The following is a 12451-nucleotide window of genomic DNA, read 5'->3' as shown; positions in this document are numbered from 1 at the left end:
GCTTCGCGGCTGAAGCCGCTCCTACCCGGCCAAGCTGACCCGTATTGTGTTCAGGGGCGTGGCGGCTTCAGTCCTGCGGCGCAGGGGTACGGGCCAGGCAATAGACGTCGACACGCCGTGCCCCGGCATCGAGCAACTGGCGGGCGATGAGCTGCGCGGTGGTGCCGGTGGTGAGTACGTCGTCGACCAGCGCCAGGTGTCGGCCCGCGATGCTCGCCGGGTCCGCCAGAGCGAAGGCCCCGGCGAGGTTGCGGCGCCGCGCCTTGGCGTCCAGGCCCTGCTGGGGCGGTGTATCACGAACCCGCCGCAGTTGCCGTTCATCCACCTCCAGGCCCAGCGCCTTGCCCAGCCAGCCGGCCAGCATGGCCGACTGGTTGAAGCCCCGCCGACGCAGGCGTGCACGGGCCAGGGGCACCGGCAGCAAGGCATCGGGGCGCTGCAGGCATTCGTCGAAGCGGTGCTGCAGGTACAGGCCCAGCAGGTCGGCGAGCAGCTTGCCCAGCGGCCACTGGCTGTGGTGCTTGAAGCGGGTGATCAGGCGGTCGACGACGAATTCGTAACGCCAGGGTGTGGCGACGGTGGTGAAGGCCGGTGGCCGCTGGTCGCAGGAGCGGCAACAGGTCGAAGGTGCATCGAGGGGCAGGGCGCAGCGGCTGCACTGCTCGCCAAGCCAGGGCAGTTCGGCTTCACAGGCTACGCAGATGCACAACGTGGTGTCGCTGGGTTCGTCACATAACAAACAGGTCTGTTTGTTTTTTAACCAGATGTAAACCTGATCATATTCGTATGGTTGACAGAGCATGGCCGCTCCCTGACTATGCCGGAAATCTTGCCGGACAACCGTGTCGTGCGTGGGGTCTTTGCCCCGGCGCGTCGTCCATTCCCCTACAAGGAGCCGCCGATGAGCGCCAGCACTACCGCTACCCTGCGTCACGACTGGACTTTAGCCGAGGTCAAGGCGCTGTTTCAGCAGCCGTTCAATGACCTGCTGTTTCAGGCGCAGACAGTGCACCGCGCGCATTTCGACGCCAACCGCGTACAGGTTTCCACGTTGCTGTCGATCAAGACCGGCGCCTGCCCCGAGGACTGCAAGTACTGCCCGCAGTCGGGCCATTACAACACCGGGCTGGACAAGCAGAAGCTGATGGAAGTGCAGAAGGTGCTGGAAGAGGCCGCACGGGCCAAGGCCATCGGCTCCACGCGCTTCTGCATGGGGGCGGCCTGGAAGCACCCTTCGGCCAAAGACATGCCCTACGTGCTGGAAATGGTCAAAGGCGTGAAGGCCATGGGCCTGGAAACCTGCATGACCCTCGGCAAGCTCGACCGCGAGCAGACCGAAGCCCTGGCCGAAGCCGGCCTGGACTACTACAACCACAACCTCGACACCTCGCCGGAGTTCTACGGCAGCATCATCACCACCCGTACCTACAGCGAACGCCTGCAGACCCTGGCCTACGTGCGCGACGCGGGCATGAAGATCTGCTCCGGTGGCATTCTCGGCATGGGCGAGTCGCTGGACGACCGCGCCGGCCTGCTGATCCAGCTGGCCAACCTGCCCGAGCACCCGGAGTCGGTGCCGATCAACATGCTGGTCAAGGTGGCCGGCACGCCGCTGGAAAACGCCGAAGACGTCGACCCCTTCGACTTCATCCGCATGCTGGCGGTGGCACGCATCCTCATGCCCAAGTCGCACGTGCGGCTGTCGGCCGGGCGTGAAGCGATGAACGAGCAGATGCAGGCCCTGGCGTTCTTCGCCGGCGCCAACTCGATCTTCTACGGCGAAAAACTGCTGACCACTGGCAACCCGCAGGCCGACAAGGACATGCAGCTGTTCGCGCGTCTGGGCATCCAGCCTGAGGCCCGTGAAGAGCATGCCGACGAAGTGCACCAGGCGGCCATCGAGCAAGCCCTGGTGGAGCAGCAGAGCAGCGCGCTGTTCTACGACGCCGCGTCGGCCTGATATGGCGTTCGATCTGCAGGCTCGCCTGGCTGAGCGCCGCGCCGCGCAGCTGTATCGTCAGCGGCCGTTGCTGGAAGGTCCGCAAGCGCCCCGGGCGATGGTCGATGGTCGGCCGCTGCTGACCTTCTGCAACAACGACTACCTGGGGCTGGCCAACCACCCCGAGGTGGTCGCGGCCTGGCAGGCCGGTGCCGAGCGCTGGGGCGTCGGTGGCGGTGCCTCGCACCTGGTGATCGGCCACAGCGGCGCGCACCACGCCCTGGAAGAAGCCCTGGCCGAGTTCACCGGCCGCCCGCGCGCCTTGCTGTTTTCCAATGGCTACATGGCCAACCTCGGGGCCATCACCGCGCTGGTGGGGCAGGGCGACAGCGTGCTCGAAGACCGCCTCAACCATGCCTCGCTGCTCGACGCCGGGCTGCTCAGCGGGGCGCGCTTCAGCCGTTACCTGCACAACGATGCCGGCAGCCTGGCGGTACGCCTGGACAAGGCGGTGGGCGACAGCCTGGTGGTCACTGATGGGGTGTTCAGCATGGACGGCGACATCGCCGACCTGCCGGCCCTGGCGCGCACCGCGAAGTCACGAGGGGCTTGGCTGATGGTCGATGACGCCCACGGCTTCGGCACCCTGGGGGCCAGCGGTGCAGGCTGTGTGGAGCACTTCGGCCTGGACCTGGACGAGGTGCCGGTGCTGATCGGCACCCTGGGCAAGGCGTTCGGCACCTCGGGCGCCTTCGTGGCCGGCAGCGAAGAGCTGATCGAAACCCTGATCCAGTTCGCCCGCCCCTACATCTACACCACCAGCCAGCCACCGGCGCTGGCCTGCGCCACGCTCAAGAGCCTGGAACTGCTGCGCCGCGAACACTGGCGGCGTGAGCACCTGGCGGCGTTGATCGCGCAGTTCCGCCGTGGCGCCGAGCAGATCGGCCTGACCCTGATGGACAGCGCCACGCCCATCCAGCCGATTCTCATCGGCGATGCCGGGCGGGCCTTGCGCCTGTCGCAGCTGCTGCGCGAGCGCGGCCTGCTGGTCACCGCCATTCGCCCGCCCACCGTGCCGGCCGGCAGCGCGCGCTTGCGCGTGACCTTCAGCGCCGCGCACAGCGCCGCCGATGTGCAGCTACTGTTGGAAGCATTGGCGCAGTGCTGGCCACTGCTGGCGGTGGATGAGGCGAAGGAGTCGAAGCATGCGTGATCGTCTGGTGCTGTTGCCCGGCTGGGGGCTGGGGGTTTCGCCGCTGGAGCCGCTGGCTGCGGCCTTGCGTGGGTTGGACGAACGCCTGACGGTGGAAATCGAACCCTTGCCGCAACCCGGCACTGCCGACTTGCGGCAGTGGCTCGACGAACTGGACGACAGCCTGCCCGCCGATGCCTGGCTGGGCGGCTGGTCGCTGGGCGGCATGCTCGCCGCTGAACTGGCGGCGCGCCGGGGCGAAGGCTGCTGCGGTCTGCTGACCCTGGCCAGCAACGCCTGCTTCGTGCCCCACGGTGCCTGGCCGCACGCCATGGCGGCAGAGGATTTCGTGGCCTTTCTGGCCGGTTGCGAGCAGGACCCCGAGCTGACCCTGCGGCGCTTCAGCCTGTTGTGCAGCCAGGGCAGCGCCGACCCGCGCGGGTTGTCCCGCCAGCTCAAGGCTGGCGCCCCGCACGCGTCACCCGAAGCGCTGCTCGATGGCCTGCGCGTGTTGCAGGCCCTGGATACCCGCGAGGCCCTGCAGAGCTATCGCGGCCCGCAACTGCATCTGTTCGCCGGTCACGATGCCCTGGTGCCGGCCGAGGCGGCCAGCGACCTGCTGGCGTTGCTGCCCGACGTGGAGGTCGGCCTGATCGAACAGGCCAGCCATGCTTTCATCCTGGAAAACCCCCATGGAGTGGCGGCGGCGATCCGGGCGTTCCTGCACGAGTCCGACGATGACTGACCTTTCCAGCGTACCCCGTCCCGGCGGCCTGCCGGCCAAGCAGCAGGTGGCGGCGTCCTTCTCCAGAGCAGCGGCCAGCTACGACAGCGTGGCCGAGCTGCAGCGCGCGGTAGGCCAATGCCTGTTGCAGCGCTTGCCAGCGCCATTGGCACCGGCGCGCTGGCTGGACCTGGGCTGCGGCACCGGGCATTTCAGCCGCGCCCTGGCGCAGCGGTTTCCCCAGGCCGAAGGCGTGGCGCTGGACATCGCCGAAGGCATGCTGCGCCATGCCCGGCCACTGGGCGGCGCCACGCACTTCGTGGCCGGCGATGCGGAAAGCCTGCCGCTGCTCGATGAAAGCATGGAGCTGGTCTTCTCCAGCCTGGCCGTGCAGTGGTGCGCCGGCTTCGCCGCCGTGCTGGCCGAAGCGCGGCGGGTGCTCCGTCCCGGCGGCGTGTTGGCGTTTTCCAGCCTGTGCGTCGGTACCCTGCACGAGCTGCGCGCCAGCTGGGAGCAGGTCGATGGCCTGGTGCATGTCAATCGCTTCCGCGCCTTCGAGGATTACCAGCGTCTGTGCCAGGCCAGCGGTCTGCGTCTGCACAGCCTGGAGGTGCTGCCGCACGTGCTGCATTACCCGGATGTGCGCAGCCTGACCCATGAACTCAAGGCCCTGGGCGCACACAATCTCAATCCTGGCCGACCCACCGGGCTGACCGGGCGCGAGCGCATGCGTCGCCTGCTGGAGGCCTACGAGGCATTTCGTGACGACGCCGGCTTGCCAGCCACCTACCAGGTGCTTTACGCCGTACTGGAAAAACCCGCATGAGTGCTGCCTTCTTCATCGCCGGCACCGACACCGATGTCGGCAAGACCACCGTGGCCGCCGGCCTGTTGTGCGCCGCACGGCGCCGGGGGTTGAGCACCGCCGCCGGCAAGCCGGTGGCCTCCGGTTGCGTCGCCGGGCCCGATGGCCTGCGCAACAGCGATGCTCTGGCCCTGCTGGCGCAGTGTTCGCTGCCGCTGGCGTATCAGGACGTCAACCCGTTGGCGCTGGAGCCGGCCATCGCGCCGCACCTGGCGGCACGGGAAGTCGGGCTGACGCTGGAGGTGGCGGGGCTGTTGCCGCCCATGCAGCAGCTGCTGGCGCGGCGTGCGGATTTCAGCCTGATCGAGGGCGCCGGGGGCTGGCGCGTGCCGCTCAGCGGTGGCGAGCATTTGTCTGACCTGGCCATTGCCCTGGGCCTGCCGGTGATTCTGGTGGTGGGCGTGCGCCTGGGCTGTATCAACCACGCGTTGCTCAGCGCCGAAGCCATCGCCTGCGATGGTCTGCCGCTGGCGGGCTGGGTCGCCAATGTGGTCGACCCGGCGACCTCGCGCCTGGAAGACAACCTGCGCACGCTGGAAGAACAACTGGCGGCGCCGTGCCTGGGGTGCGTGCCACGCCTGGCAGAGGCGCGGGCCGAAGATGTTGCAGGATATTTGCAATTGGAGCCGCTGCTGCGCGCCAGGTGATTGATCCACAAGGCATTGTGTTTTTATGAGCGACTGAGGCTATCGCCAGGCCTTGTGCCATTAGTCTTTTTTGCGGGCAATTTGCCGTTATTACTGGTTCAATAGCCTTGCTTGTAACGATGAGCTGAGGATTGGCTTATGCAAATCTCCATGAACAACACGCTGTACCCGGGCCTGAGCGCCATGCAGGTGGGGCTGGATCGCGTCGACCAGGCCGCTTCGCAGATCGCCAGCAGTGGTATCGAAGTCTCCGGTCGCAGCCAGTCTTCGGACTTCCAGCTTGAGAACCTGCGTTCGGTGGATCGCAGCCAGCGTTCCGACCTGCCTGCCAACATTGTCGAGCTTGAAGCCGGCAAAGAGCAGATCATGGCCGGCCTGGCGTCGCAACGCGCCAGCAACGAAGCGCTGGGCACGCTGATCGACACCTACGCCTGATCCGCGGCAGGCCCAGACCTGCCGCAACCCTTTGCGAAACGCCGTGCCTGTCGCACGGCGTTTTCGTTTCCGGCCTTTGGCCGTTTCACCCTGTGTACCGACCCCGCAACCCGGCCCTCCTGATCTAGACTGTCAGCACATCGCCAGCATCGCTGCAGCCCTGGCTGTGCGCGCTCTGCCGCCGCACGAGACGGATGGTGCGAGATGCGCTATTGACAAGGTCATGGGTGTAAACGTAAGTTTCAAACAACTGTTTGATAGGTGGTCGGCCCAGCTTCGTGGTTGCACAATAATCCACACGATTGGCCGGTCTTTCGCCCCGGGACTCACCAGCAGAGGTTTTCGCTATGCCTGACTACAAGGCCCCCTTGCGTGATATTCGTTTCGTGCGTGATGAAGTGCTGGGCTACGAGGCCCACTACCAGAGCCTGCCAGGCTGCCAGGACGCCACGCCCGATATGGTCGATGCCATTCTCGAAGAAGGCGCCAAGTTCTGTGAGCAGGTTCTCGCGCCGCTGAACCGTGTGGGCGACACCGAAGGCTGCACCTGGAGCGAAACCGGCGTGAAGACCCCCACCGGCTTCAAAGAGGCCTACCAGCAGTTCGTCGAAGGCGGCTGGCCGAGCCTGGCCCACGACGTGGAACACGGTGGCCAGGGCCTGCCCGAGTCGCTGGGCCTGGCGATCAGCGAGCTGGTCGGCGAAGCCAACTGGTCCTGGGGCATGTACCCCGGCCTGTCCCACGGTGCGATGAACACCCTGTCGGCGCACGGCACCGAAGAGCAGCAGAACACCTACCTGACCAAGCTGGTTTCCGGCGAATGGACCGGCACCATGTGCCTGACCGAGCCGCATTGCGGCACCGACCTGGGCATGCTGCGCACCCGCGCCGAGCCACAGGCCGATGGCAGCTACAAGGTCAGCGGCACCAAGATCTTCATTTCGGCCGGTGAACACGACATGGCCGACAACATCGTGCACATCGTCCTGGCCCGCCTGCCCGACGCACCGGCAGGCACCAAAGGCATCTCGCTGTTCATCGTGCCCAAGTTCCTGCCCGACGCCCAAGGCGGCATTGGTGCGCGCAACGCGGTGGCGTGCGGTTCCATCGAGCACAAGATGGGCATTCACGGCAACGCCACCTGCGTGATGAACTTCGACGGCGCCACCGGCTTCCTGATCGGCCCGCCGAACAAGGGCCTGAACTGCATGTTCACCTTCATGAACACCGCTCGCCTGGGCACCGCGTTGCAGGGCCTGGCCCACGCCGAGGTGGCCTACCAGGGCGGCCTGAAATACGCCCGTGAGCGTCTGCAGATGCGCTCGCTGACAGGGCCGAAGGCACCGGACAAGGCCGCTGACCCGATCATCGTGCACCCCGATGTACGCCGCATGCTGCTGACCATGAAGTCGTTCGCCGAAGGCAACCGCGCCATGGTGTACTTCACCGCCAAGCTGGTCGACATCGTCAAGTACAGCGCTGACGAAGAACAGCGCAAATCCGCCGATGCCCTGCTGGCGTTCATGACCCCGATCGCCAAGGCGTTCATGACCGAAGTGGGCTTCGAAGCCGCCAACCACGGCGTGCAGATCTACGGCGGCCACGGCTTCATCTCCGAGTGGGGCATGGAGCAGAACGTGCGCGATAGCCGTATCTCGATGCTCTACGAGGGCACCACCGGCATCCAGGCCCTCGACCTGCTGGGCCGCAAGGTGCTGATGACCCAGGGCGAAGCGCTCAAGGGCTTCACCAAGATCGTCCACAAGTTCTGCCAGGCCAATGAAGGCAACCAGGCCATTGCCCAGTTCGTCACGCCGCTGGCCGCGCTGAACAAAGAGTGGGGCGAGCTGACCCTGAAGATCGGCATGGCGGCCATGAAGGATCGCGAAGAAGTCGGCGCGGCCTCGGTGGACTACGTGATGTACTCCGGCTACGCCTGCCTGGCCTACTTCTGGGCCGACATGGCACGGGTGGCGGCGCAGAAACTCGCCGAAGGCACCGGTGAAGAGGCGTTCTACAAGGCCAAGCTGCAGACCGCACGCTTCTACTACGAGCGTATCCTGCCGCGTACCCGCAGCCACGCCGCAGCCATTCTGTCCGGTGCCGGCAACCTGATGGAAATGAGCGAAGAGGACTTCGGCGTGGCCTACTGATCCGCCCGCCGCAAACCCAGGCCCCTGCTCGCAAGAGCGGGGGCTTTTTTTTGCCAGCGTCGGGCCGACGTGCCTGGCGCGCCGAGGCTGTTAGATAACCTTCATATATCCCCGATAAACCTTTTCAGTTTCCTGCCGTTACAACACTTACTTAACCCATTGGTTCTACTGTAGGCATATCCGCCATTAGAAGGCACAATGCCACTGTGTCAGACCATTGCTCGATGCCGAGTAGGAGACATTCCCCTTGCTGCATCCATCCGCTGCGCGACTGAGTCATTTCCTGCCTGCCGGCGGTCTGTTCCTGGCAGGGTTGGCGGCGGCCTATGTCAAAGACCTGAACGTCTTCTTCACTTCGCTGTTCAACGTTCTGCCGACCCTCGTGCTGCTGCTGGGCGGCGCCTATTGCGCGGTGTATCGCCGCCAGCGCGAGCTGTCGCTGATGGTGACGGTGTACATCGCCTATTACCTGCTCGACACCCAGACCGATTTCTACCGTGACAACGGCCGGGTGCGTGAAGACGCGGCGGTGATCTTCCACCTCACCTGCCTGTTGCTGCCGGTGATGTACAGCCTCTACGCCGCCTGGGAAGAGCGCACCCACCTGGCCCAGGACATCGTCGCGCGTCTGGCCGTGCTGCTGGTGGTGGGCAGCGTGGCGCTGGGCCTGGAGCAGAGCTACCCGCTGCAAGTGCAGAACTGGCTGGCGGACATTCGCTGGCCTGCCCTGCATGGCGCCTGGATGAGCCTGATACAGCTGTCGTACCTGATGTTCCTCATCGGTTTCGGCGTACTCATCTGGCAGTACCTGGCCAAGCCCCGGCCGTTGCATGCCGCGCAGCTGGTGGGCCTGCTGGCGCTGTTCTGGGCCTTGCCCAAGACCTTCATCCTGCCGTTCACGCTGAACATCATGTGCAGCCAGGTGATGCTGATGATCGCCGCTGGCGTAGCCCACGAGGCCTACCAGATGGCCTTCCGCGATGAACTGACCGGCCTGCCGGGGCGCCGTGCACTCAACGAGCGCATGCAGCGCCTGGGGCGCAACTATGTGCTGGCCATGACCGACGTCGATCACTTCAAGAAATTCAACGACACCCACGGCCATGACGTGGGTGATCAGGTACTGCGCCTGGTGGCCAGCAAGCTGTCGAAGATCACCAATGGCGGCGGCAAGGCCTACCGCTACGGCGGTGAGGAGTTCGCCATCGTGTTCGCCGGCAAGGCGATCGAGGAATGCCTGCCGCACCTGGAAGTGATCCGCGAGACCATCGCCAAGTACGAGATTCAACTGCGCAACAAGGAAAACCGTCCGCAGGACGACCAGCAGGGCCGCCAGCGGCGCGGCGCATCGGCGGCCAGCAGCGTGTCGGTGACCATCAGCATCGGCGTGGCCGAGCGCCAGCCTGAGCATCGTACGCCTGAGGAAGTGCTCAAGGCCGCCGACCAGGCGCTCTACGCCGCCAAGGGCGCCGGGCGCAACTGCGTGATGGCCCATGGGCAGACCAGCCGACGCGGCGCGGTGCGCACCACCGAAGCCGCGAGCTGAGGCCCACGCGGGTATTTGCTCCTGAAAACAGCCAGCGCTTCACTGAACGTTCATTACTTTCAGCGGGGTAATCTTTTGTGACCTGAAAATACCAATCGGTCACAAACAGACCTCTACGTGTCGCCATGGTTCTTCGGCTACACTCGGGCTTTCCGGCCTTTCAGGGCCAGGGTTCGGGTTTCACGTCTTCTGCTTGCTGCTCGCGAGGTATGCCATGGCTGACTACAAAGCGCCGTTGCGCGATATGCGCTTCGTCCTCAATGAAGTGTTCGATGTCTCCAGCCTGTGGGCCAGCCTGCCGGCGCTGGCCGAGACCGTCGACAGCGAAACGGTCGACGCCATTCTCGAAGAGGCTGCCAAGGTCACCTGCCGTACCATTGCCCCGCTGAGCCGCAGTGGCGACGAAGAGGGCTGCCACTGGAACGACACGGTGGTCAGCACCCCGGCAGGCTTCCCGGAGGCCTACCGCACCTACGCCGAAGGCGGCTGGGTAGGCGTAGGGGGCAACCCGGAGTTCGGCGGCATGGGCATGCCCAAGGTGGTTTCCGCCCAGGTCGAGGAAATGCTCAACTCCGCCAGCCTGGCCTTCGGCCTGTACCCGATGCTCACCTCCGGCGCCTGCGTGTCGCTCAACACCCATGCCAGCGAAGAACTCAAGGCCACCTACCTGCCGAACATGTATGCCGGTGTGTGGTGCGGTTCGATGTGCCTGACCGAAGCGCACGCCGGCACCGACCTGGGGATCATCCGTACTCGCGCCGAGCCTGCCGCCGACGGCAGCTATTCGATCAGCGGCAGTAAGATCTTCATCACCGGCGGTGAGCACGACCTCACTGAGAACATCATTCACCTGGTGCTGGCCAAGCTGCCCGATGCTCCGGCCGGGCCCAAGGGCATTTCGCTGTTCCTGGTACCCAAGTTCCTGGTCAATGCCGACGGCAGCCTGGGCGAGCGCAATGCGGTCAGCTGTGGCTCCATCGAGCACAAGATGGGCATTCAGGCCTCGGCCACCTGTGTGATGAATTTCGACGGTGCCCGCGGCTGGTTGGTGGGCGAGCCCAACAAGGGGCTGGCGGCGATGTTCACCATGATGAACTACGAACGTCTGGGTGTGGGTATCCAGGGCTTGTCGTCAGGCGAGCGCTCGTACCAGAACGCCGTGGAATACGCCCGCGAGCGCCTGCAGAGCCGTGCGCCCACCGGCGCGCAGAACCCTGGCAAGGCGGCTGACCCGATCATCGTTCACCCCGACGTGCGGCGCATGCTGCTGACCATGAAGGCCCTCAACGAAGGCGGCCGGGCGTTCTCCACCTACGTGGCCATGCAACTGGACATCGCCAAGTACAGTGAAGACGCCCAGCAGCGTGAGCGCGCCGACAGCCTGGTGGCGTTGCTGACTCCGGTGGCCAAGGCATTCCTCACCGACATCGGCCTGGAAACCACCGTACACGGCCAGCAGGTGTTCGGCGGGCATGGTTACATCCGTGAGTGGGGTCAGGAGCAACTGGTGCGCGACGTGCGTATCACGCAGATCTACGAAGGCACCAACGGCATCCAGGCCCTGGACCTGATGGGCCGCAAGATCGTCGGCTCCAATGGCGCCTGGTATCGCTTGTTCTCCGATGAAGTGCGGCAGTTCATCGACACCGCCGACAGCGACCTGCAGGAGTTCGCCCGACCGCTGGCCAATGCCCTGGACACACTCGACGAGTTGACCGCCTGGGTACTGGACCGGGCACGCAGCAACCCCAACGAGATTGGTGCGGCATCGGTGGAATACCTGCATCTGTTCGGCTATGTCACCTACGCGTGGCTGTGGGCGCGTATGGCTAAGGCGGCGCAGGGTAAAGAGGGCGCGGATGAGTTCTACGCCGGCAAGCTGGCCACCGCGCGGTTCTACTTCGCCCGCCTGCTGCCGCGCATCCATTCGCTGAATGCCTCGGTGCGCGCCGGCAGTGAATCGCTTTACCTGCTGGACGCCGCGCAGTTCTGACTTTGCTGTATCGCCTTTGTAAGCCATGGCTTACAAACGGCGGCGGCAAATCGCCTCTTCCGGGCGAATGGATCCAAAGATAATCTACCTACATGGACGTCGCGCAGGATGCGCAAACAGATAAAAGGGACACGTAGGGAGTACCTGCCAGGACGGCGGGAAGAAAGGGAAATCAGGGAAACAGTCTGGAAAACCCCGCTTCGGCGGGGTTTTCTTTATTGCGCGTTCGGAAAACCGCAATGCCAGCCTGTGGCAGCGGCTTCAGGCGCGAAAGGCTTCCCGGCTAAAGCCGGTCCTACCCGGCACCAGCCCGTTCCAAGGCAGCCGCCGCCTGCCGCGCTGGCTCGGTGCTATTAATCGTGGAACCCTCCCCAGCGTCCAGGGTCGATTGAAAAGAGCCATTCAGGCTATTCAATCAGGAGCTTATCCATGGACATCATCCGCATCATCTTCGCCATTCTGCTGCCCCCGCTGGGCGTCTTCATGCAGGTCGGCTTTGGCGGCGCCTTCTGGCTCAATATCCTGCTGACCCTGCTGGGTTACTTCCCGGGCATCATCCATGCGGTGTACATCATCGCCAGCCGCAAGTAAGCCCGGCCCTCAGTGAAGGTCGATCCACTGTTTCTCGCTGGCGACCTTCATGAAACGATCCACGTCCATGCCCGTTTCCGGCAGGTTGGGGAAACGGGTATGCAGGGTCTCGATGATTTCTTCTACCGTGTGTCGCCCGTCGATCAGTTCGCTGACCCGCGCGTCGTCCGCGTCCAGGCGGATCATGCCGCCAGGGCTCAGGTGCAGCACATGGCCCTTGCGGTCCGGGGCCAGCTCCAGGGAGCAGTTGCGGTGCCATTTCGGGGTGAGGGAGCGGTCGAGTTTCATGGGGGATCCTCCTGCGCCGCACGCATCGGCTGTCGGCCTGCCGAGGGCTGCAACCCTGAATACGATCAACACGCGAAT

12 protein-coding genes are annotated in these 12451 nt (G+C 64.9%); 10 read left to right on the top strand and 2 right to left on the bottom strand.

The genetic code is table 11. The features are described 5' to 3' along the window. Window positions 1-67: 67 nt before the first annotated feature. Window positions 68-802, bottom strand: coding sequence for a ComF family protein (locus RRX38_RS13955; protein ID WP_315959620.1), 735 nt, complete (start codon window positions 800-802; stop codon window positions 68-70). A 99-nt stretch (window positions 803-901) separates the two neighbouring features. Here RRX38_RS13955 and bioB point away from each other — a divergent pair, with 99 nt between their 5' ends. From bioB to RRX38_RS13905, 10 genes are all read left to right on the top strand, one after another. After that, on the top strand, window positions 902-1960 hold the full coding sequence (gene bioB, locus RRX38_RS13950) for a biotin synthase BioB (protein WP_315959619.1): 1059 nt from the start codon (window positions 902-904) through the stop codon (window positions 1958-1960). Between the two features lies 1 nt (window position 1961). Next, window positions 1962-3152: an 8-amino-7-oxononanoate synthase gene (gene bioF, locus RRX38_RS13945; RefSeq protein ID WP_315959618.1), complete on the top strand. Its 1191-nt coding sequence runs from the start codon at window positions 1962-1964 to the stop codon at window positions 3150-3152. After that, entirely contained in the window at window positions 3145-3876 is a 732-nt protein-coding gene (locus RRX38_RS13940) for an alpha/beta fold hydrolase (RefSeq protein WP_315959617.1), read from the top strand. Before bioF ends, RRX38_RS13940 begins: the two co-directional genes overlap by 8 nt. Next, window positions 3869-4681 (top strand): malonyl-ACP O-methyltransferase BioC, encoded by an 813-nt coding sequence (bioC, locus tag RRX38_RS13935; protein ID WP_315959616.1) that lies wholly within the window; start codon window positions 3869-3871, stop codon window positions 4679-4681. Before RRX38_RS13940 ends, bioC begins: the two co-directional genes overlap by 8 nt. Next, a complete protein-coding gene (bioD, locus tag RRX38_RS13930; protein ID WP_315959615.1) occupies window positions 4678-5367 on the top strand; it encodes a dethiobiotin synthase in 690 nt (229 codons plus the stop codon). The genes bioC and bioD overlap by 4 nt, the downstream gene beginning before the upstream one ends. 138 nt (window positions 5368-5505) lie before the next feature. Then, window positions 5506-5802 (top strand): pyrroloquinoline quinone biosynthesis protein PqqE, encoded by a 297-nt coding sequence (locus tag RRX38_RS13925; RefSeq protein ID WP_315959614.1) that lies wholly within the window; start codon window positions 5506-5508, stop codon window positions 5800-5802. Window positions 5803-6149: 347 nt separating this feature from the next. After that, complete coding sequence (locus RRX38_RS13920) at window positions 6150-7955, top strand: phenylacyl-CoA dehydrogenase (protein WP_315959613.1); 1806 nt, start codon at window positions 6150-6152, stop codon at window positions 7953-7955. Window positions 7956-8202: 247 nt separating this feature from the next. Then, the gene (locus RRX38_RS13915) at window positions 8203-9501 is read left to right on the top strand and encodes a GGDEF domain-containing protein (protein WP_315959612.1); all 1299 of its coding nucleotides are present in this window, start codon (window positions 8203-8205) and stop codon (window positions 9499-9501) included. Window positions 9502-9715: 214 nt separating this feature from the next. Beyond that, window positions 9716-11494 carry an acyl-CoA dehydrogenase C-terminal domain-containing protein gene (locus tag RRX38_RS13910; protein ID WP_315959611.1) on the top strand — a complete coding sequence of 593 codons (1779 nt, stop codon included), beginning with the start codon at window positions 9716-9718 and terminating at the stop codon, window positions 11492-11494. A 429-nt stretch (window positions 11495-11923) separates the two neighbouring features. Then, the gene (locus RRX38_RS13905; protein ID WP_315959610.1) at window positions 11924-12085 is read left to right on the top strand and encodes a YqaE/Pmp3 family membrane protein; all 162 of its coding nucleotides are present in this window, start codon (window positions 11924-11926) and stop codon (window positions 12083-12085) included. A 9-nt stretch (window positions 12086-12094) separates the two neighbouring features. On the opposite strand, the gene pqqD is transcribed toward RRX38_RS13905, so the two are convergent. Next, complete coding sequence (gene pqqD / locus RRX38_RS13900) at window positions 12095-12373, bottom strand: pyrroloquinoline quinone biosynthesis peptide chaperone PqqD (protein ID WP_315959609.1); 279 nt, start codon at window positions 12371-12373, stop codon at window positions 12095-12097. Window positions 12374-12451 lie beyond the last annotated feature (78 nt).

Origin of the sequence: Pseudomonas sp. DTU_2021_1001937_2_SI_NGA_ILE_001, assembly GCF_032463525.1 — a bacterium.
Classification (GTDB): domain Bacteria; phylum Pseudomonadota; class Gammaproteobacteria; order Pseudomonadales; family Pseudomonadaceae; genus Aquipseudomonas.
Note: the sequence above shows the minus strand (reverse complement) of the source record. Positions and strands in the feature narration are given on the sequence as shown.

Coding starts and splice junctions, on each gene's coding strand:
- bioB (WP_315959619.1), top strand. CDS start 902: ATGAGCGCCAGCACTACCGCTACCCTGCGTCACGACTGGACTTTAGCC.
- RRX38_RS13910 (WP_315959611.1), top strand. CDS start 9,716: ATGGCTGACTACAAAGCGCCGTTGCGCGATATGCGCTTCGTCCTCAAT.
- RRX38_RS13955 (WP_315959620.1), bottom strand. CDS start 802: ATGCTCTGTCAACCATACGAATATGATCAGGTTTACATCTGGTTAAAA.
- bioC (WP_315959616.1), top strand. CDS start 3,869: ATGACTGACCTTTCCAGCGTACCCCGTCCCGGCGGCCTGCCGGCCAAG.
- RRX38_RS13905 (WP_315959610.1), top strand. CDS start 11,924: ATGGACATCATCCGCATCATCTTCGCCATTCTGCTGCCCCCGCTGGGC.
- pqqD (WP_315959609.1), bottom strand. CDS start 12,373: ATGAAACTCGACCGCTCCCTCACCCCGAAATGGCACCGCAACTGCTCC.
- bioF (WP_315959618.1), top strand. CDS start 1,962: ATGGCGTTCGATCTGCAGGCTCGCCTGGCTGAGCGCCGCGCCGCGCAG.
- bioD (WP_315959615.1), top strand. CDS start 4,678: ATGAGTGCTGCCTTCTTCATCGCCGGCACCGACACCGATGTCGGCAAG.
- RRX38_RS13920 (WP_315959613.1), top strand. CDS start 6,150: ATGCCTGACTACAAGGCCCCCTTGCGTGATATTCGTTTCGTGCGTGAT.
- RRX38_RS13940 (WP_315959617.1), top strand. CDS start 3,145: ATGCGTGATCGTCTGGTGCTGTTGCCCGGCTGGGGGCTGGGGGTTTCG.
- RRX38_RS13925 (WP_315959614.1), top strand. CDS start 5,506: ATGCAAATCTCCATGAACAACACGCTGTACCCGGGCCTGAGCGCCATG.